The sequence below is a fragment of the Actinokineospora baliensis genome (assembly GCF_016907695.1).
Lineage (GTDB): Bacteria > Actinomycetota > Actinomycetes > Mycobacteriales > Pseudonocardiaceae > Actinokineospora > Actinokineospora baliensis.
Window position 1 is genome coordinate 165,968 of the sequence record NZ_JAFBCK010000001.1, and the last position, 22,317, is coordinate 188,284.

Genomic DNA, 22,317 nt, shown 5'->3' on the forward strand with positions numbered 1-22,317 from the left:
CGTCCTCTCAGGACTTCTCGAACTCGCTGTCGAGGAGGTCGAAGATCTCCTCGGCTGACGCGGAGGTCAGGTCGTCGGTGGCGGCGCGGGTGTCCCACCTGGCGGCGAGCGCCCGCAGCCGGGCCGCGACCCGCTCCCGGTCGGCGTCGGTGTGCACCCCGCCGAGGGAGTGCTCCAACCGGGTCAGGTCCGCCAGGACCTCGTCGGTCGCCGACGCCGGGGCGAGCTGCTCGCGCAGGAACTCCGCCACAGCGCCCGCCGACGGGTGGTCGAACACCAGGGTCGCGGGCAGGCGCAGCGCCGTGGCCGTGGCCAAGCGGTTGCGCAGCTCGACGCCGGTGAGCGAATCCAAGCCCAGGTCGAGGAACCCGCGATCCGGGGCGACCGCGGTGGCGTCGGGATAGCCGAGCACAGCGGCGACTTGACCGCGCACCAGGTCCAGCAGGATCCGGCCGCGTTCGCCGTCGCCCGCCGCGTCGAGTCGAGCACGCACATCCGCGACGGCCTTGGTCTCCGAACGCACTAGGGAACGCAGCACCGGCGGTACGGCACCACGTCCCCGCAACGCGCCAGGGGTGAACACCATCGGCACGACGGCGGCATCCCCCGCGGCCGCGGCCGAGAACAGCGCCATTCCATCCTCAGTGGACAGTTGACCGAGGCCGGACCGCATGACCCGCCGCACATCGGCCTCGGTCAGCTCCCCGGTCATGCCGGTGCGCTGCGCCCAAGGACCCCACGCCATCGAAACACCCGGCAGGCCGAGCGAACGCCTGTGCTGCGCCAACGCGTCGAGGAACACGTTCGCGGCGGCGTAGTTGGCCTGCCCCGCACCTCCGAACACGCCCGCGGCCGAGGAGAACAGCACGAACGCGGACAGGTCGGCGGTCAATTCGTGCAGGTTGATCGCGCCGCGCACCTTCGGGGCCAGCACTGTGGCGAGCCGCTCAGGGGTCATCGCGGTCAGAACGCCGTCGTCGAGCACGGCCGCCGTGTGCACGACCGCGTCCACCCGGTGCTCGGCGAGGAGCCCGGCAAGCGCTTCCCGGTCGGCGACGTCGCAGGCCACCAGCGTAGGCCGCGCACCGAGGTCTGTCAGCTCAGCGAGCAAGGCATCCGCACCGTCCGCGCGTGGGCCGGATCGGCTGGTGAGCAACAGATCCCGGACGCCGTGCTCGACAACGAGGTGTCGAGCCAGGGCAGCGCCCAGGGTGCCGGTCGCCCCGGTGACCAGCACGGTTCCGGTGAGCCCGGTGTCGCCTTCGGGGATCGGCTGGCGCACGAGGCGGGGTACGAACACCTGTCCACCGCGCACCGAGACCTGCGGTTCTCCCGACGAGACCGCGGCCGCGAGCAGGTCGGGGTCGTCCACGTCAACCAGGAGGAAGCGGTCCGGGTGCTCAGATTGCGCGGACCGCACCAGCCCCCACACCGGCGCCGCGACCAGGTCCTGCCCGTCGATCGCGCCGCGCGTGGCGACGACGAGCGGTACAGCGGCCAACCGCTCGTCGGAGATCCACGCCCTGACCAGTTCCAGCGCCTGGGCGGCGGCCCGCTCCGCCGCGTCGGCGACCGGACCCTCGCCCCCGACGAACTGGGCGACGACGACGTCGGCGGCCAGGTTGTCCAGCAGGTGGTCGAGGTCGGCGTGCGCGCTGACCTCGTTGCCCGCCTCGATCAGCGCAGCACCGAGGCGCAGTTCGTCGGTGCCCAACAGCGCCCAACGCGAGGTGCCAGGGTCAGCAGGGGTGATCGGGGTGGACCAGTCGAGCCGGAAGAGGGCGTCGGCGATGGCTCGCCTGGCCGCCGACAGCTCGGCCCCGATCGGGCGGGCCACCAGCGACCGCACGTGCCCAACAGGGGCGCCCTGCTCGTCGGTGACCTGAAGCTCGATGCCGTCCTCGGTCTCGGTTAGCCGGACGAGCAGGGTACGCGCGGTGGTTGGCCTCAGGGTCACGCCGGACCAGGAGAACGGCAGTTCAGCGGGCCGGTCACCGCCTTCGCGCAGCAGCCCGATGCCGTGCAATGCGGCGTCGAGCAGTGCCGGGTGCACGGCGAAGCCGGTCGACGACAGCTCCTGCGGCAAGGTGACCTGCGCAAACAGCTCGCCTTCTCCCCGCCAGGCCGCGGTGAGGCCCTGGAACGCCGGGCCGTAGCCGTAGCCGAGGTCGGCGATCGAGTCGTAGAACCCGCCCAGCTCGACCGGTTCCCGAACTGTCGACCAGTCGAACTCCAGCCGCTCCGACGCACCGAGCAGGCCGGTGGCGTGCTTCGTCCACTCCAGACCATCCACACTGGAGTGGATGGACACCTCGCGGCGCGCGTTATCGTCCGGCGCACCGACTGCCACCTGCAAGGACACCGAGTCCTGGGTGCCGAGTACGAGTGGCGTGCCCAGGGTCAGCTCAACCACGTCCGGGGCGCCGACCTGCGTACCGGCGTGCACAGCGAGCTCGACGAAAGCCGTTCCGGGCAACAGGATCGTGCCCAACACAGTGTGATCGGCCAGCCACGGGTGCGTGCGGGAGGAGATCCGACCGGTCAACACCAACCCGTCCCCGCCTGCCAGCGGCACGGCTGCACCGAGCAGCGGGTGGTCGGCGGCGGTCAGGCCCGCGGCGGAGACGTCGCCCGGTCCGGCCGAGAGGAGTTCCAGCCAGTAGCGCTGACGCTGGAAGGCGTAGGTGGGCAGTTCGACGGTCCGCACGGGCAGGCCGTCGAATGCGGCACCCAGGTCGACCGGACCGCCGTGAACGTGCAGCTCAGCGGCCGAGAGCAGGAACCTGGCCAGGTCGCCCTCGTCGCGGCGGAGGGTGCCGACGGCGACGATGTCGTCCACCGTCTCGCTGATCGCCGGAGTCAGCACCGGGTGCGGGCTGACCTCGACGAAGAACCGGTAGCCGGAGTCGGCGAGCGCGCGGGTGGCGGTCTCGAACTCGACGGTGTGCCGGAGGTTGCGGTACCAGTACTCGGCGTCGAGGCCCGCGGTGTCCAGCCATTCGCCGGTCACCGTGGACCGGAACGGGATGCGTGCCGACCGAGGGGTGATCCCGGCAAGCACCCGCCGGAGTTCATCTTCGATCTGCTCCACTTGGGACGAGTGCGACGCGTAGTCCACCGGGATTCGCTTGGCGCGCACGCCGTCGACCTCGCAGTCGGCGAGGAACCGCTCGACCTCACCGGCGACCACGACCGTGCCGGGCCCGTTCACCGCCGCGATCGACACCTGACCGTCGTACCGGGCGAGTCGTTCGCGCACCTCGACAACGGGCAGCGACACCGAAACCATGCCGCCCTGCCCAGCCAGTGCGACGATGGCCCGGCTGCGCCTGGTCACCACGAGCGCCGCGTCCGCGAGGCTCAGTGCGCCCGCCACGTACGCGGCCGCGATCTCGCCCTGGGAGTGGCCGACAACCGCGTCCGGCTCGACTCCGTGCGCCCGCCACAGGGCCGCGAGCGACACCATCACCGCGAACAGCACCGGTTGCACGACATCGACCCGGTCGAGGCCGTCACCGCTGGTCAGCACGTCGAGGAGGTTCCAGTCGACGTGCGGCGCGATCGCTTCGGCGCAGGCGTGCAACTCGGCGGCGAACACCTCGTCGCCCGCCAACAACTCCGCGGCCATCCCGACCCATTGCGAGCCCTGACCGGGGAAGACGAAGACGACCTTGCCGTCCCGCGCTCGGCCCAGCACCGCGGTGTCCAAGTTGTCCAAAGCGGACACAGCGGTGTCGAGATCGGAAGCGACGAACGCGGCCCGGTGGTCGAAACGCGCCCTCGAAGTGGCCAGGGAGTAGGCGACATCCGCTGCCGACGGCCGCGCCTCGCGCAGGTGGTCCCGCAGCTTGGCCGCTTGCTCCAGCAGTGCCGCCGGGGTGCGGCCGGACAGCACCCACGGCAGCGGCGCGGTGACCTCGCCGGGGTCGGTCGGGTCGGCGACGTACTGCTCCAGCACCAGGTGCGCGTTGGTCCCGCTACCGCCGAAGGAAGACACCGCCGCGCGACGAAGGCGGTCCACGCCGGGCCAGGGCACGGTATCGGCCGCGAGTTCGACGGCACCTGCAGACCAGTCGACGTGCGGGGTCGGTTCGTCGATGTGCAGGGTCTTCGGGACAACACCGTGGCGCAGCGCGAGCACGGTCTTGATCACCCCGGCGACGCCGGACGCCGACTGCGTGTGGCCGATGTTGGACTTCACCGACCCCAGCAGCAGCGGCACGTCCCGGCCTTGGCCGTAGGTCGCGATCACCGCCTGCGCCTCGATGGGGTCGCCGAGCGTGGTCCCCGTCCCATGCGCCTCCACCATGTCCACATCGGACGGAGAAAGTCCCGCGTCGGCCAGCGCCGCTCGGATGACCCGCTGCTGCGACGGCCCGTTCGGCGCGGTCAGGCCGTTGGAGGCGCCGTCCTGGTTGATCGCGCTGCCCTTGATCACCGCGAGGACCCGGTGACCGTCGCGCACGGCCTCCGACAGCCGCTGGACGAGCAGCACGCCGACGCCCTCACCCCAGCCGGTGCCATCGGCGGCCGAGGCGAACGGTTTGCACCGGCCGTCCGCGGCGAGCCCGCGCTGCCTGCTGAACTCGGTGAACGATGTCGGCGACGGCAGCACCGCCACACCACCGGCAACGGCCAAGTCGCACTCACCCCGCCGCAACGCCTGCACGGCGAGGTGGATCGCCACCAGCGAAGACGAACACGCGGTGTCCACAGTGACCGCTGGACCTTCGAGCCCGAACGTGTACGACACGCGCCCTGACGCGGCCGCTGTCCCAGTGCCCGACAGGAAGAACCCTTCCGCGTCGCTCCCGGGCGCCAAGGCACCGATTCCGTACCCCACAAAGGAAGTACCCACGAACACGCCCGCGCGGCTGCCGCGCCGAGTGGCCGGGTCGATGCCCGCGCGTTCGAACGCCTCCCAGGTGGCCTCCAGCAGCATCCGCTGCTGCGGGTCGGTGGCCGTCGCTTCACGCGGGCTGATGCCGAAGAACTCGGCGTCGAAGTGCCCGGCGTCGTGGACGAAACCGCCTTCCCGCACGTAAGAGGTACCGGGGTTGTCGGGATCCGGGTGGTAGAGCGCTTCGAGGTCCCAGCCGCGGTCGTCGGGGAACGGGGTGATCGCGTCGGTGCCGGCCATCACCAGGCGCCACAGGTCTTCCGGCGAGTCGACGCCACCCGGGTAGCGGCAGCTCATGCCGATGATCGCGATCGGTTCGTCCGAGGCCGTGGTCGTCACCTGGGTGTCGTCGGCCAGGCCGAGCACGTCGGCGAGGAGGTGACCGGCCAGGGTGCGCGGGGTCGGGTAGTCGAAGACCAGGGTCGCGGGCAGGCGCCTGCCGGTGGCCGCGGTGAGCCGGTTGCGCACGTCGACGGCAGTCAGCGAGTCGAACCCGAGGTCGCGGAACGCCCGGTCGGCCTCGACGGCGGTCGGGTCGGCGTACCCGAGCGCGGCGGCGGCTTGTGCGCGGACCAGGTCGAGCAGGTAGCCCGCGCGGTCGCCCTCCGGCAGCGCCAGCACCCGGTCGCGCAGGTCGTCGCTCTCAACTGCGTTGTCCTCGACCCGCGCTTCGGCGATCTCGGCGATCAGCGGCCGCGGGCGGGCGGCGGTGTACCCGGGGGCGAACAGCGGCCAGTCGATGTCGGCGACGGTGAGGCAGGTGACGTCGGCGTCGAGTGCCCGCTGGAGCGCGGCGACGGCGAGGTCCGGGGCCATCGGGCGCAGGCCGCGGCGGCCGAGCGCGGCGACCGCGGCGGCGTCGGCCATCCCGCCGTCGGCCCAGCCGCCCCAGGCGATCGAGGTGGCGGGGCGGCCGTGGGCGCGTCGGTGCAGGGCGAGCGCGTCGAGATAGGCGTTGCCGGCCGCGTACGCGGCTTGGCCCGCGCCGCCCCAGGTCGCGGCACCTGACGAGAAGAGGATGAACGCGTCGAGGTCACCCGCGAGTTCGTCGAGGTAAGCAGCGCCCGCGACCTTGGCGGCGGTCACCTCGGCGAGTTCCTCAGCGGTGATGTCGGCGATCGGGGTGGATTGGGCGACACCGGCCGCGTGCACGACCGCGTCGACCGGGTGCTCGGCGAGCAACGCGGCGACAGCGGTCCGGTCGGCGACATCGCAGGCCGCGACCACAACGCCCAGTTCGTCGACCAACTCGCGGGCACCGGGGGCCTCGAGACCGCGGCGGCTGGTCAGGACGACCTTGTCGGCGCCGCTGTCGACAAGCCAGCGTGCGACCCTGGCGCCGAGGGCACCGGTGCCGCCGGTGACGAGCACAGTCCCCTGTGGACGCCATGGTGATCCGGCCGGGACGTCGGCTCGCACCATGCGACGGCCGAACACGCCCCACGACCGCACGGCGATCTGGTCCTCGCCTGTGCTGAGCGCGGCGAGCGCCCTGGCGATCACCCGGTCGTCGACCTCGGCGGGCAGGTCGAGCACCCCGGCCACCTGGCCGGGGCGTTCCAGGGTGCCGACCAGGCCGAGACCCCAGGTCTTCGCCTGGTTCGGGTCGCGCAGCGGGTCGGTGCGGCCGACCGACACCGCGCCGGTGGTGACCAACCACAGTGGACCGTCGGACTTGACGAGGTCCAACACCTGGTCCGGCGTGTCGTCCAAGCCGAGCAAGGACACCACGCCGGTGAACGTGGTCCCGGCAGGCAGGGCCGGGACGATCATCGGATCAGCACCGACCGCGGCGATCTGGGCGGCGAACCGGGCAGCCAGCTCGGTCTGGGCACCGGCGACGATCGCCCAGGTTCCGGTGAGTTCGACGGTCTTGGACACCGCCACCGGACGCCACAAGACCTCGTAGCACCACTCGGCCACTGTGGACTCTTCGCGCGCCTTCGCCCGCCAAGCGGCCAACGCGGGCAGCGCTGCCGCGTCGATGCCGATCGCGTCAGCGTCTCCCCGGCCCACGGCGGCCCAGAACGCGGCGTCCTCGGCGGTCGACTCGGCGCCCTCGACCGGCTCGAACCAGTACCGGGACCGCTGGAACGGATAGGTGGGCAGGTCGATGTCGTGCCCGCTGTGCGACCAGACCGGCTCGATGCCGCGCACGTGCGCTTCGGCGAGCGAGGTGGTGAACCGGTCGCCCTCGTCGCGGCGCAGCGTGGCGAGCACGATCGGGTCCGCGACACCGGCGTCGTCGGCGGTCTCACCGATGCCGCCTGCCAGCACGGGGTGGGGGGCGCACTCGATGAAGGTGCCGTGGCCGTCGTCGAGCAGCGCGCGGGTGGCGGCGGCGAACTGGACCGGGCGGCGCATGTTGGTGAACCAGTAGTGCGCGTCGAGACCGGTCGTGTCGAGCTGACCACCGGTGACGGTCGAGTAGAACGGCACATCGGAAGCGCGGGGCACGACCGGGGCGAGGACGGCCAGCGCCTCAGCGCGCACGGTGTCGACGACCGGCGAGTGCCCGGCACCGTTGATGCGGACCTTGCGGACCCGCACCTGCTCGGCTTCGAGTTCGGCGACGAGCTCGTCCAGCGCGGCGTGCGGTCCGGCGACGGCGGCCGAGCGGGCGCCGTTGACGGCGGCGATAGTCAACTCACCGCCGAAGCGCGCCAGCCGGGCGCTGACCTCGTCCGGTGGCAGCGACACCGCCGCCATCGCACCCTGGCCGACGAAGCGCAGCAACAGCTTGCTGCGCTCGGCGACAACGAGCGCAGCGTCCTCAAGCGACAGTGCGCCCGCGAAGTGCGCGGCGGCGATCTCGCCCTGGGAATGGCCGACGACCGCGTCCGGGGTGATCCCGTTGGCCTGCCACAACCGGGCCAGCGACACCATCACCGCGAACAGCACGGGCTGCACGACATCCAGCCGGTCCCAGGACTCGGGGTCGCGCAGGGCATCCTCGACGGAGAACACGACGTGCCGCTCCAGCGCGGCGGCGCACTCGCGCACGGAGTCCCGGAACACCTCGGACTCGCGCATCAGGTGGTCGGCCATCCCCGACCACTGGGAGCCCTGACCAGGGAAGACGAACACGGTCCGGCCGGTCCGGCCGACAACACCCTGGATCAGGCCGGGCGCGGGCAGATCCGCCGCGAGCGCGGACAGTTGGGCTTCGTGGTCGGGACCGAGGAGCACGGCGCGGTGCTCGAACCAGGTCCGCTTGGCCAAGGAGTGGCCGATGTCGGCCGGATCAGCGGCGACACCGCGCAACTGGTCAGCGCGGTCGCGCAGTGCGGCGGCGGACCGGGCGGACAGCAACCACGGCCCGGGAACCCGGTCGACCTCGCGCGGGTCCGATTCGGGCGCCTGCTCGAGGATCGTGTGGGTGTTGGTGCCGCTCATGCCGAACGAGGACACAGCGGCTCGGCGCGGGCGGCCGGTGTCGGGCCACTCGACGCGTTCGGTGAGCAGCCGCACGCCCTGGTCCCACGGGACGTGCGGGGTCGGCTCGTCGATGTGCAGCGACCGGGGCAGCGTGCCGTGCCGCAGCGCGAGCACCATCTTGATCACGCCCGCAACACCGGCGGCCGACTGGGTGTGGCCGATGTTGGTCTTCACCGAACCCAGCAGCAGCGGGTGCACACGGTCACCGCCGTAGGTCGCGATGACGGCCTGGGCCTCGATGGGGTCGCCGAGTTCGGTGCCGGTGCCGTGCGCTTCTAGCGCGTCCACTTCGGACGGTTCGAGGCCCGCGCCTGCGAGGGCCTGCTCGATGACCCGCCGCTGCGCGGGACCGTTGGGGGCGGTGAGGCCGTTGGAGGCACCGTCCGAGTTGACCGCCGAACCCTTGACCAGCGCCAACACCGGGTGCCCGTGCTTGACCGCGTCGGAGAGCCGCTCGACGAGCAGCATGCCGACGCCCTCGCCCCAGCCGGTGCCGTCGGCGGACTTCGCGAACACCTTGCACCGGCCGTCGGAGGCGAGCGCGCCGCCCTGGGCGGCGTCGATGAACATGCCGGGCGTGGTCATGACGGTGACACCACCGGCGAGGGCCATGTCGCACTCGCCGTTGCGCATCGCCTGGATGGCGAGGTGGAGGGCGACGAGGCTGCTGGAGCAGGCGGTGTCGACGGTGAGTGCGGGGCCTTCGAGGCCGAGCGCGTAGGCGAGCCTGCCGGAGATCACGCTGGTCGCGGTGCCGGTGAGCACGTGCGGGCGCGATCCCTCGGGGATGTCGAAGTGGCCGATGCCGTAGCCGGAGGTCGCGGTACCGATGAAGACACCGGTGCGGCTGCCCTTGAGCTGACTCGGGTCGATGCCCGCGCGCTCGGCGGCCTCCCAGGAAGTCTCCAGCAGGAGACGCTGCTGGGGGTCCATCGCCAGGGCTTCGCGCGGCGAGATCGAGAAGAACGCGGCGTCGAAGTCGGGGGCGTCGTCCAGGAACCCACCGACGAAACCGTGGTCGGTCCACCCCCGGTCGGCGGGCACGGCGCCGATCGCGTCGACCTCGTCGAGGACCAACTGCCAGAGGTCTTCGGGTGTGTTGGCGCCACCGGGGAAGCGGCAGGCCATGCCGACGATCGCGATCGGATCGTCGGTGCTGACCGCCGCCCGCCGGGGCTGAACGCGCTTGTCCGCCGGGGCGTCGAGGAGTTCGCGCAGGTGGTCGGCCACGGCGGCAGGCGTGGGGTGGTCGAACACCAGGCTCGCCGGGAGCGGCTTGCCGATCTTGAGCGCGAGGGTGTTGCGCAGTTCGACGGCGGTGAGCGAGTCGAACCCGAGGTCCTTGAACTGCTTGCCCGGGTCGATCGAGGCCGCGGAGGGGAAGCCGAGGACCGTGGCGGTCTGCGCGCACACCAGGTCGACCAGGCGGGAAGTGTCGACCTGGGCGGCGGCGACCGGGCGGATCAGGGAGGTCAGCAGCGGCGGGATCGGTTTGCCCGCCAGGGTTCGGCGGTCCAGCGCCACGGGGACGACAACCGGGCCGGGCACAGCGAGCGCGCTGTCCAGAAGCGACAGACCGTGGTGGACGGTCAGCGGCGGGTAGCCGGAGCGGGCGATGCGGGCGATCTCGGCCTCACCGAGTGAACCGAGCATGCCGCCTTCGGTCGCCCACGCGCCCCAGGCGAGGGACAGACCGGGGAGTCCAGCGGACTGGCGGGCAGTGGCGAGACCGTCGAGGAAAGCGTTGGCGGCGGCGTAGTTCGCCTGGCCGGGGCTGCCGAAGGTGCCGGAGATCGAGGAGAACAGGACAAAGGCGTCCGGGTCGGTCAGCTCGTGCAGGTGTTGGGCCGCAAGCGCTTTCGGCCCGAGAACTGCGTGCAGGCGTTGCGGGGTCAGCGACTCGAGCAGGCCGTCGTCGAGCACCCCGGCGAGGTGGAACACGGCCGTGAGCCGGGGCAGGCCCGCTACCAGGGCTTCCAGTGCGTCCCGGTCGGTGATGTCGCACGCCAAAGTCCGGGCGCCGTCGACCGAACCCGCACCGGAGCGGCTCACAAGGACGACATCGCGCGCGCCGGAACCGATGAGGTGCTCGGCGAGGACCCGGCCGAGGGCACCGGTGCCGCCCGTGATCAGGATCGTGCCGTCGGGGTCGATGGCGCGCGGCAGGGTCAGCACGACCTTACCGGTGTGGCCGCCCTGACCGACGAACCGGAACGCCTCGGGCGCGCGGCGCACGTCCCAGGCCCGGATCGGCGGCGGGGTGAGCACACCCGCGGCGAACAGGGCCATGACCTGGGTGAGGATCTCGCCGATCCGGTCCGGACCCGCCTCGCCGAGGTCGAACGCGCGGTAGCCGGGGACGCCTTCGCGGACGTCGGTTTTGCCCATCTCGATGAACCGGCCACCCGGTCGCAGCAGGCCGAGCGAGGCGTCGACGAACTCACCCGCCAGCGCGTTGAGGACCACGTCGACCTGCGGGAACTTGGCGGCGAACGCGAGATCGCGCGACGACGAGAGGTGATCGTCGTCCAGTCCGGTGGCGGGCCACTTCGCAGGGCTCGCGGTGCCGAAGACCTGCGCTCCGAGGTGACGGGCGAGTTGGACGGCAGCCATTCCGACACCGCCCGCGGCGGCGTGGACGAGGACGGATTCGCCTTGCCGCAGGCCCGCGAGGTCGATCAAGCCGTAGTAGGCGGTGGTGTAGACGACGGGGATGGCGGCCGCGGTGACGAAAGACCAGCCAGCGGGCATCGGCGCCAGAAGGCGCTCATCGGTGATCGCCTCAGGGCCGATGGCACCGGTGACCAGGCCGAGGACGCGGTCGCCGACTTGGTGCCCTGCAACAGCGGACCCGACCTCGGTCACCACACCCGCGACCTCACCGCCGAGGTCGACCTGACCGGGGTACATGCCCAGGGCGTTGAGGACGTCCCGGAAGTTGAGCCCCGCGGCCCGGACGGCCACCCGGACCTCGCGCTCGCCGAGTTCCCGCGGCGCGACCGGGGCCAGGACCAGGTTGTCGACGGTCCCGCGTTCGGTGATGTCCAGTCGCCACGCACCGTCCGGGACCGCCAGCCCAGTATCCACAGGGGACAAACGAGGGGCGAAGGCGGCGCCGCCGCGGACCGCGACCTGCGGTTCACCGGTGGCGAGGGCGATGTCGACATCGCCGTCGACCAGGACGACCCGGCCGGGGTGCTCGGACTGGGCGGATCGCGCCAGCCCCCAGATCGCGGCCTTGGCCGGGTCGACGTCGTCGCCGGGGGCGGCGCGAACGGCGTCACGGGTGTTGACGACCACCAGGTCACTACCGACGAGGGCTTCGCGCAGAGCGGGGAGCACTTCGTCCACATCGGACCCGGTGACCACCACGTGGGCCGGGACCGCCTTGTCTGCGAGGACAGGGACCCAGGTGACGTCGTAGAGGTCGGTGGTCGTGGACGTGGCGCGCGCGGGCCGGGTGACCACGCGCTCGACGAACACGGCCAACTCGCCGTCCGGGTCGACCGCCGTGACCGACACCCCGCCGCCGGGCGCGGGCGAGACCTTGGCCCGGAGTTCGTTCGCCCCGGTGGCGCCGACAGCGACCCCGGCCCAGGTGAACGGGATGCCCGCCTGCCCACCGACCGCCTTGGCGGCGACGGCTTGGAGGGCACCGTCGAGCAGCGCCGGGTGCACGAGGTGGCTGCGGTCGTCGGTGGTCAACTCCACGAAGACGTCCTCGCCGCGCACCCACACCGCCCGGATCGCCTGGAACGCAGTGCCGTAGACCAGACCGGCGGCACCGAGACGGTCGTAGACGGAACCGGGGGCGACGGGCTCGGCGCCCTCCGGCGGCCAGTGCGCGAAGTCCGGGGCAACCAGCTCGGGCGGCTGCGCGAGAACACCTGTGGCGTGGCGGGTCCACTCTTGGCCTGCGAGTCGCGAGTGGATGGTCAGGGTGTCGCCGGTCGTCGACAGCAGGACCTCGACGGATCCGGACTCCGGGAGCACCAGGGGGTTCTCGAGGACCAGTTCGGCCAGCGCGGGGGCACCCGCGCGGGCACCCGCGAACAGCGCCATCTCGACGAAGGCCGTTCCGGGCAGGACAACCTGACCGTGGACGACGTGGTCGGCCAGCCAGGGGCGGGACGCGACGTCGAGGTGGGCGGTGAACAGGTGGCCGTCCGGGGTCTCCGCCGCGCCGGTGAGCAGCGGGTGACCGGTGGCGCCGAAGGCCGCCGACACACCCGGCCGCGGCCAGTAGCGCTCCCTGGCGAACGGGTAGGTCGGCAGGTCGACCACACGACCGCCGCCCAGGACCGACCGCCAGTCGACCGGCACCCCCACGACGTGCAGGGCGGCGACCGCCCGCAACAGTGATTCCGGCTCGTCTCGCCCGGCCCTCAGCGTCGCGACCCCCGACACCAGCGCCGACAGCACGCCGTCCGGCCCCAACTCGAGGTGGTGGGTCGCCCCGGCCCGCTCGACCGCCGCGCTGAACCGGACCGTCTCCCGGATCTGCCGCACCCAGTACTCGGGCGTGGCCGGGTCACCAGTTGAACTGTTCAACAGCGGGATTGTGGGATTGTTGAACGATAGACCCGTGATCGCCTGGCGGAACTCGTCGAGCATCGGGTCCATCAGGCGGCTGTGGAACGCGTGCGACACGGTCAGCCGCTTGAACCGCCTGTTTTGTTCACCAATCCTACGTTCGAACTGTTCAACAATCCTACAATCCCCAGATACCACAATCGAACGATCCGAGTTCACCGCAGCCAGGTCGAGGTCCTCGGGGAGGTCGATCTCGCCCTCGGCGGCCTCCACGGCGAGCATGGCGCCGCCGGTCGGCAGGGCCTGCATGAGTCGGGCTCGGGCCGCGACCAGGGTGCAGGCGTCGTCCAGGGACAGGATCCCGGCGACGTGGGCCGCGGCGACTTCCCCGATGGAGTGGCCGACCAGCGCATCAGGGCGGACACCCCAGGACTCCAGGAGGCGGAACAGCGCGACTTCCAGGGCGAACAGGCCGACCTGGGCGTTCGCCGTCTGGTCGAGCGCCTCGGCCGAGTCGAGCTCGAACCCGGGGAGCCGCTCGACGACCTCGTCGTGGGCGGCGGCGAAGACCGGGAACACCCGCAGTCCGGCGCCCATCCCCAGCCGCTGCGAACCCTGGCCGGTGAACAGGAACGCGACCTTCCCCGGCGTCACCTGGCCCTGAACGGCGGCGCCCGACCCCTGCGCCAACGCACGGAGACCGTCAACCCCGAACACGACAGCCCGCTGTTCAAGCCCGGCCCGCGTGGTCGCCAGCGACCAGGCCAGATCAGCGGGCTCGGCCTGGACCGCGAGCACCCGCTCAGCCAGCTCCCGCACCGCGTCCGCCGACCGTGCGGACAGCACCAGCGGTGTCACCGGCAGGTCGACCGACGGCGTCGCCTGGTCGGCCTCGACCGGGGCTTCCTCGATGATCACGTGCGCGTTGGTGCCGCTCACCCCGAACGACGACACGCCCGCGCGCCGGACCCGCTCACCCCGCGCCCACGGTCGGGCGGAGGTCAGCAGCGACACCGCGCCTGCGGACCAGTCGACCTGGTGGGACGGTTCGTCCACGTGCAGGGTCGCTGGCAGCACCTCGGCGGCAAGCGCCTGGATCACCTTGATCACGCCCGCGACACCGGCCGCGGCCTGCGTGTGCCCGATGTTGGACTTGACCGACCCCAACCACAGCGGCTCGGTCCGCCCCTGCCCGTAGGTGGCCAGCAGCGCCTGCGCCTCGATCGGGTCGCCGAGCACGGTCCCCGTCCCGTGCCCCTCGACGGCGTCCACATCGGACGGTCCGAGCCCGGCGGCGGACAGTGCGGACAGGATCACCCGTTGCTGCGACGGCCCGTTCGGCGCGGTCAGCCCGTTGGAGGCGCCGTCGGAGTTCACCGCCGACCCGCGCAGCACGGCCAACACCCGGTGCCCGTTGCGGCGGGCGTCGACCAGCCGCTCCAGCACCAGCACACCGACGCCCTCGGCCCAGCCGGTGCCGTCCGCGGCGTCGGCGAAGGACTTGCACCGGCCATCAGCGGCGAGCCCGCGCTGGCGGCTGAACTCGGTGAACACCCCGGCCGTGGCCATGACCGTCACACCACCGGCCAGCGCGAGCGTGCTCTCCCCGGTGCGCAGCGACTGGGCGGCCAGGTGCATCGCCACCAGCGACGACGAGCAGGCCGTGTCGATCGTGACCGCAGGACCCTCCAGACCGAGCGCGTAGGCGACCCGGCCCGAGGTGACCGCGGTCGCGCCGCCGGTGAGCAGGTAGCCCTCGGTGCCCTGCGGGTCACCCACCAGCAGCGACAGGTAGCTCTGGTCGTTCGTGCCCGCGAACACCCCGGTCCGGCTGCCGCGCAACGACTCCGGGTCGATGCCCGCGCGTTCGAGCGCCTCCCAGGACGCCCGCAGCAACAGCCGCTGCTGCGGGTCCATGGCCAGCGCCTCGCGCGGGGAGATGCCGAAGAACGCCGGGTCGAACTCGGCCGCGTCGGCGACGAAGCCGCCCTCGCTGACGTAGCTGGTGCCCGGCGTGTCGGGGTCGTCGGCGAAGCGGACGTCCCAGCCGCGGTCGTCCGGGAACGCGGTGATCCCGTCGCGGCCCTCGGACACCAGCCGCCACAGGTCTTCCGGCGAGGCGACCCCACCCGGGTAGTGGCAGGCCGTGCCGACGACGGCGATCGGCTCGCGCGCGCCCTCCTCGACCTCGCGCAGCCGGGCCTTGGTCTGCCGCAGGTCCGCCGTCACCAGTTTCAGGTAATCGCGGAGGGTCTCTTTGTCTGCCATCTACCAGGACCTCTCGGGCGGCGCACGACCGGCTGCGGACACACGGGAACCAACCCCGCGGGTATTTCCACATCTCCGCGCGACAACCCTAAAGACGGCGGTCCGCACTGGACAACCCCTAGCGGGCCCCTACTACCCGACCGCTACCGGGAACTGCAGCATCCCCCTGATAATAAAGGAATCCCGGCGCCGCACCTGACCGACCCGGCGCAGGTCCGGCAGCCGCCGCGCCACCGCGACCAACGCGATCTCGGCCTCGATCCTGGCCAGCGCGGCACCGAGGCAGAAATGGATTCCGGCGGAAAAGGACAACGTGTCCGGGCCGGATTCCCGGCCGATGTCGAAACGGTCCGGCGCCGAATAGACCTCGGGGTCCCGGTTCGCCGCGCCCGCGCAGATCGCCAGTTCCGCGCCAGCGGGCACGACGTGGCCGTCGAGTTCGACGTCGGTGTGCGCGATCCGCCGGTACTGCTGCACCGGCGTGTCGTAGCGCAGGGTCTCCTGCACGACAGCGGGCGCGAGCGCGGGGTCGTCCTTGAACCGGGCCCACTGCTCGGGGGCACCCAGGAGCGCGCGCACCGCGTTGCCGATGAGGTTGACCGTGGTCTCGGTGCCCGCCAGCGGCAGGAACATGCACAGCGGCACCAATTCGTCCATCGCCAGCCGACCGTCGTCCACCGCGGGCAGCAGGTCGCTGATCAGGTCGTCGCCCGGCTCGACCCGGCGCAGCGCGACGATATCGGTGAACATCACCGTCATCTCGGCGATCGCGGCCCGCACGTCCCTGGCGACCTCGACCGAGGCGACCCCGTCGAGCAGGTAGGCCATCCGCCTGCTCAGCTGGAAGAACAGCCGCCGGTGCCGCTCGGGGATGCCGACGAGGTCGCCGATCACCCGCAGCGGCAACTGCTGGGCGAAGGCGCTCATGAAGTTGAACTCCGCGCGCCCGGCCAGGATCCGGTCGATCAGCTCGTCGCACACCCGCTCGGCGACCGGCAGCCACTTCTGCAGCCGACGCGGGTTGAGCGAGGGCACCGACAGCTTGCGCAACCGCGTGTGCTCCGGCGGGTCGAGGCCGAGCATCGAGTTGTCGAACGGCATGAACTCCGGCGCCTTGGTGCCGTCAGCGCGGCGCACGCCGAAACGCTTGTCCCGCAACACCTTGTTGGCCAGCCGGTAGCTCGCGGTCACCCAGACGCCGAGTCCGCTCAGGTGCAGCGGCCCCCGCGCGCGCACCTGCTCGTAGAGCGGGTACGGGTCTTCCGGCGCGCGCAGCAGCAACGCGTACGGGTCGCCGCGGTCGCTCACGGCGCGCAAGTGGTCCTGCCACAACGCCATCTGCGCCCGCGCCTGTCGATCCGCGAGGTCGGTCATGTTCCCCTCCCGCGCCACGCTAGACCGCGGTTCCCCCCTAGCTTCAACCCCTAGCCCCATTGCGCCGTTCCGGTTCTTCACGCTCCGGGCGCCGTGGACATCCCGCGCTGGTGCTGCTAGGGGTTGCCCGGTGTCACCGGCTGCCGGCACCTTGGCCATGAGGCGCCGGAAAGTTCCCAACGCCCGCGCGCGGAGAGGAAGCCGGAGGCCATGGGCGGGCTCGGTCGCGCGGGGGACGCCCGTGGGTGATTCGTGGGTGTACCGGCTCCGGTCGGCGCCGCGGCCGAGGTGCAGGTTGGTGTGCTTCCCACCGGAGGGCGCCTCGGCGACGTTCTTCTTGCAGCTGGCCCAATCCATCGCGCGGCCGGTCGAGGTGCTCGGCGTGCAGTACCCGGGCCGCCGCGACCGCCGCCACGAACCGTCGATCACCTCCGTACCCGGCCTCGCCGACGGCGTCAGCTCCGAACTCGCCTGCCGGGCGGACCTGCCGATCGCCTTCCTCGGCCACGGCCTCGGCGCCGCGGTCGCCTTCGAGACCGCCGTGCGCGCCGAACGCGCGGGCCACCGCCCCGTGGCCCTGTTCGCCTCCGGCGCCCCGAGCCCGTCGCGCCTCGGTACCGCCGCCTACGTCGACACCGGCGAGTTCACCGAACCCACCCGGTTCCCCGCCCCCACCCCCCTGGCCACCCTGCACGGCGACCAGCGCGCCAGCGAAACCTACCGCTGGCGCCCCCAAGACCGCGTCTCCTGCCACATCCTCGCCATGATCGGCGACACCGACCCGGCCGCCACCCACGCCGACGCGTGGAGTGAAGTCACCACCGGCTGGTTCGAACTCCAACTCTTCTCCGGCGACCGCGGCTACCTGACGACGTTCGTGTCCACAGTGGCCAATACGGTGTCGGAGCGCATCACCGCCCTGTGCAAGTCCGCGAGCTCACCGGCAGCGGACTGACCGACGGCGGAACTTGGGTGCGCGGAGAAGTTGGCGCGGCCGGGGGCGGCGCCTAAGCGGCCTGCGGGTCGACGGTAGGGCGGGGTCGGGGCGGCGCCTAAGCGGCCTGCGGGTCGACGGTAGGGCGGGGTCGGCTCGCCTTCGGCATTGCGCTGGACCCGGGGTGGGTTGGGTGTGCTCGATGGGGCGAACTTGTTTTGCGCGGGGCCCCTACGCCAGCCGTGGCAGGACCGCAAAAGCCGGGGCCGAAAAGCATGGCCCTGTCCGCGCACAACGCTACGACTGCCGCCACCCCACGCAAAACAAGTCCGCCCCATCGAGCAGTTGGCACCTCGGGTTCCTGGGAGCGGTGGTGCGGCGAGCTGAGCAGCCCTTGACACCGGAGCCGATCGGCAGCCCACCCAGGTGGTCGGAGCGCCGCCGAGGCGGGCGGCGGAGCGATCTCCAGCCACTGCGGGGACCGCGACACCCGGCCCTGGATCCACAGTGGCCCAGACGGTGTCGGAGCGCATCAGCGTGAGTCGGCAGGCCTGCCGACCGCCCGCTGCTCACATGGTCGGTGTGCGGTTGAGTTCGGTGGTGCGTCCGGTGTGGATGGCCAGGCCTGCTGGGAGGTCGGAGCGCTTGCGGACGCCGAGTTTTCGGTAGATCTTCGTCAGGTGTTGTTCCACCGTGCTGATCGTGATGTAGAGCTTGTGCGCGATCTCCCGGTTGGTGTGGCCGAGCGCGGCCAGCGTGGCCACCCGGTGTTCGGCGTCGCTCAGGGTTGAGGCGGCGTGGTCGGTGTGGTCCGGGCGGCGGGCGGGGACCCTGTCCAAGAGGCCTCGGACACCACACGCCGTCGCTTCGTCTGCGGCGGTTTTGGCTATTCGGCGGGCTCGGCCCGCGTCGCCCCGGGTGGCTATGGCGGAGGAGAGTTCGGCCAGGGCCACGGCGGCGGCGTAGCGGTCGCCGGTGGCGCGGAACGACTCGGCGACCTCGTGCAGCAGGCGCACCGGGTGGTGGCCCGCCAGGGCGATGATCCGCATCGAGCGGGCCCGGGTGTGGCGGGCGGCCGCGGCGGGCAGGTCGGCTTGCGCGCGGGCGAGGTGCGCGGCGGCGCGGCCTCGGCCCAGGCGGAGGTGGGCTTCGGCGAGGTCGGTGCGCCACGGGACCAGTGCGGGCAGGTCGACACCGGCCGCGGCCAGGACGCGGCCGCAGGCTTGGAAGTCCGCGATGGCGGCGAGCACGCGGTCCGAGGCGAGGTAGTGGTGCCCGCGGGCCCGCAGGTACCGCGCGCCGACCACCGTGCCGGTCATGCCGTCGGGGACCACCTCGCGCAGCGCGGCGCTCTCGGCGTTGCCCATCGCCGTGTCGGCGGCGATCATCGTCGACAGCGGTAGACCTATCAGCACGCCCCACGACCGGGCGGGCAGCAGGGCCAGGCTGCGCCGTGCCGTGTCCCGCGCGGTGCGGATCGCGCCCTGCCGCAGTTCGACCTCGGCGCGCACCGCGCCCAGCAGCGCCGACCACGTGGTCGCGCGCCGCCGCTCGGCCTCGCCGACCAGGTCCGCGCACCAGCGTTCCGCCAGGTCGACCCGGTCGGCCATCAGCAACGCGGTCACCGCCGAGGCCAGCACCTCCAGGGTCCGGTCCCCCAGCGGGCACCCGTGCAGCACGCGCTCCGCGTCGGCGACGACGTCGGGCAACGCGCCGCGGACGAGCCCGGGGACCAGTGCGGCGGCGGCCCGTTCCCAGGACCGCGTCACCCGCACCGACGGCGACGTGCCGCGGATCCACTCGTTGGCCAACGCCATCCCGACGTCGTCGTGGACCTTGCCGGGGTCGTTGTGCCACAAAGTGAACCGCAGCGCCACCGCGGGGTCCACTTCGGACAGATGGGGGCTCTCCCCCGGGTTGTGCCGCCACACCGCGCCTGCCAGGTCGGCGGCGGTCTGCTCGCGGACGCGGCCCGAGGTCATCGGCAGCGCCCGCTGCAGGCACCGCACCGCGAACTCGCCCCGGTCGGTCGCGATCGCGTCCAGCGCGGCCGACCTCAGCACCGGGACCACCCAGTCGGGCAGGTCGGTGCCCGCGGCGACCACGAGCCGGGCCACCTCGACCGGTCGCGCGCGGCGCTGGTGCAGGACCCGGGCCGCGCGCAGGTGTAATCGGGCCGATTCGACCGGCGGCAGGCCGTCGAGCACCGCGGAGCGGACCGCGTCGTGGCGCAGCCGCCAACCGACCAGCACCCCCGCGGAGGTGAGCACACCGGTCAGCCGCGCGGCCGCCGTCTCGGTCTGGTCGGTCAGCTCCGCGATCGCCGCGGGCGAGGACCACGACCCCAACACCGCCAGCGCCCTGGCGACGGCGAGCAGCCTGGGCTCCCAGCGGTGCAGGCAGGCGACCACGGCTTGGCGGAAGGCGAACCCGGGCTCGGCCGCGGCCGGGTCGTCCTGGTTGTCGGCGAGCATGGCGTGCAGCAGCAGCGGGTTGCCGCCGGTGGCCCGGTGGTACGCGGGGGCCGCGCTGTCGTCACCGGTGCGGGCGCGCAGGAACTCGGCGACGCCGTGCTCGGTGAGCAGGCCGAGCCGCAGCCGGTGGTCGGCGTGCGTGGTCAGTTCACCCGATAGGGGCTCCCAGTCGGTCACCACGACCAGCACGGGTAACCCGGTCGCGCGCTCGCGCACCTGCCCGAGCAGCCGCAGCGACGCCGCGTCCACGTGTTGGACGTCGTCGACAACCAGCACCACTGGCCGCTTCCGGGCTTCGGCGAGCACCCGGTCGGTGAACTCGCCGTCGCCGGGGAGACCGGACTCGAGCTGCCGCACCGCGCCGAGGGGGATCTCCCGCTCCTCGCGCGAGCCGGACGCCGTCAGCAGCAGTGCCCCGGAGGCGCCGAGGCGGTCGACGAACAGGTCGAGCAGGCTCGTCTTGCCGCTGGCGGGCCCGCCGACGACGGCGACCACCCGCACCCCGCCCAGCGCGCACTCGGCGAGGTGGCCCACCAACGCCTCGACCGCGTTGTCGCGTTCGACCAGCCGCCGTTGGACCGACTGGCGTTCGACCAGTGTCATCCGGCCTTCCCTCCACACCCGGCGAGCGGCGTCCGACGGGGGAATCTACTCCCGCCGCGGGCTGTCGGAGAAGTGACCGGGCGAGCCGGATCATTGCCGAACAGATATTTTCCCGTTAACGCCACGCGGCCGGACGACTTTCGTCATCATGGGGTCGAATAGGGGTGTCCAGGGGTGGACAACGGGACTCGGCAACCAACCTACCCGCAGGTCAGAACCGGCGGTTTCCCCGGAACGGGGAACGTGGGGCGAGCTGGTCCGGTTAGGGCGGGATAGGGGGTTGTCGGCTTCGGGTCGCCCCTGGGATCGTCGGAAATCCCGGAGCCGGGTGGGGGGAAACAGCCATGACAGTTGTCGCCGGACATTCCCGTGGGGATAGCGCGCACACGCCTGACCCGCGTGAACCGCGAGAGCGGCTGGCGCGGTTGCTCGACGAGGGCAGCGCGGTGGACCTGAGCGACACGGGCCCCGAGACGACCGCGGTGACCGCTGTGCGGGGCCGGATCAACGGTGCCCCGGTGGTCGCCTACTGCACCGACGCGACCAACCGCGGCGGCTCGCTCGGCGCCGCGGAGGCCGACCGCATCATCGTCGCCATCGACCTGGCCGTGCGGCTGCGCGTGCCGGTGATCGGCGTGTGGCACTCCGGCGGCGCCAAGCTCGCCGACGGCGTGGAGTCCATGGACGGGGTCGGGCGGATGTTCGCCGCGATGACCCGCGCGTCCGGCCGGATCCCGCAGCTGTCGGTCGTGGTCGGCCCGGCGGCGGGCGCGGCGGCCTACGGACCCGCGCTCACCGACCTGGTGATCATGTCCACCGGCGGCAGGGTGTTCGTGACCGGCCCGGATGTGGTGCGCAGCGTCACCGGCGAGCAGGTCGACATGGAGGGCCTCGGCGGGGTCGAGGCGCACGGCCGCCGCTCCGGCGTGGTGCACGTGACCGTCGGCAACGAGGACGAGGCCTACGCCAGGGCCCGCGCGATCACCACGCTGTTCACCCGCCCCGGCCTGCTCGACGTGCGCGCGGTCGGCGCGCCGAGGCAGCTGCGGGACCTGCTGCCGGAGTCCGCCAAGCGCGCCTACGACGTGCGGCCGCTGGTCAAGGCCGTCCTCGACGACGGTGCCTTCGAGGAGTTGCAGGCGCGTTGGGCGCCCAACATCGTGGTCGGCCTGGGCAGGCTCGCGGGCCGCGCGATCGGTGTGATCGCGAACAACCCGCTGCGCAAGGGCGGCTGCCTGGACTCGCTGTCGGCGGAGAAGGCCTCGCGGTTCGTGCGGATGTGCGACAGCTTCGGGATCCCGCTGCTGGTCATGGTCGACGTACCCGGGTACCTGCCAGGCGTTGGGCAGGAGTGGGGCGGGGTGGTTCGCCGCGGCGCGAAGCTGCTGCACGCCTTCGCCGAGGCCGCCGTACCTAGGGTCACCCTGATCACGCGTAAGGCCTATGGCGGCGCGTACATCGCGATGAACTCCCGTTCGCTGGGCGCGACCGCGGTGTTCGCCTGGCCGGGGGCCGAGGTCGCGGTGATGGGTGCGGAGGCGGCTGTCGGGATCCTGCACCGCAAGAAGCTCGCCGCCGTCGAGGAGCCGGAGCGGGAGTCGCTGCGGGCCACGCTGGTGCTCGAGCAGCAGCGCACCGCGGGCGGCGTGGACCGGGCGATGGCGTTGGGCGTGGTCGACGAGGTGATCGAGCCCGAGCAGACCCGCGCCCGGCTCGCCAAGGCGTTCGCCGAGGCCCCCGCCGGTCGCGGCCACCATGGCAACATCCCCCTGTAGGACTCGCAGGGGAGAGGG

Annotated in this window: 5 protein-coding genes; 2 read left to right on the plus strand and 3 right to left on the minus strand. The window is 72.4% G+C overall.

Annotation, left to right across the window (positions count from 1 at the left end; translation table 11 throughout):
- Positions 1 to 7: 7 nt before the first annotated feature.
- Positions 8 to 15,139 (minus strand): type I polyketide synthase, encoded by a 15,132-nt coding sequence (locus tag JOD54_RS36135; RefSeq protein ID WP_239573231.1) that lies wholly within the window; start codon positions 15,137 to 15,139, stop codon positions 8 to 10.
- 132 nt (positions 15,140 to 15,271) lie between these two features.
- Positions 15,272 to 16,513, minus strand: coding sequence for a cytochrome P450 (locus JOD54_RS00490; protein WP_204448644.1), 1,242 nt, complete (start codon positions 16,511 to 16,513; stop codon positions 15,272 to 15,274).
- 298 nt (positions 16,514 to 16,811) lie between these two features.
- On the opposite strand from JOD54_RS00490, the gene JOD54_RS00495 reads away from it, so the two are divergent.
- Entirely contained in the window at positions 16,812 to 17,468 is a 657-nt protein-coding gene (locus tag JOD54_RS00495; RefSeq protein WP_204448645.1) for a thioesterase II family protein, read from the plus strand.
- A gap of 548 nt (positions 17,469 to 18,016) precedes the next feature.
- On the opposite strand, the gene JOD54_RS00500 is transcribed toward JOD54_RS00495, so the two are convergent.
- Positions 18,017 to 20,524, minus strand: coding sequence for a helix-turn-helix transcriptional regulator (locus tag JOD54_RS00500; RefSeq protein WP_204448646.1), 2,508 nt, complete (start codon positions 20,522 to 20,524; stop codon positions 18,017 to 18,019).
- 344 nt (positions 20,525 to 20,868) lie between these two features.
- Here JOD54_RS00500 and JOD54_RS00505 point away from each other — a divergent pair, with 344 nt between their 5' ends.
- The gene (locus JOD54_RS00505) at positions 20,869 to 22,299 is read left to right on the plus strand and encodes an acyl-CoA carboxylase subunit beta (RefSeq protein WP_204448647.1); all 1,431 of its coding nucleotides are present in this window, start codon (positions 20,869 to 20,871) and stop codon (positions 22,297 to 22,299) included.
- The last annotated feature ends 18 nt before the right edge of the window (positions 22,300 to 22,317 follow it).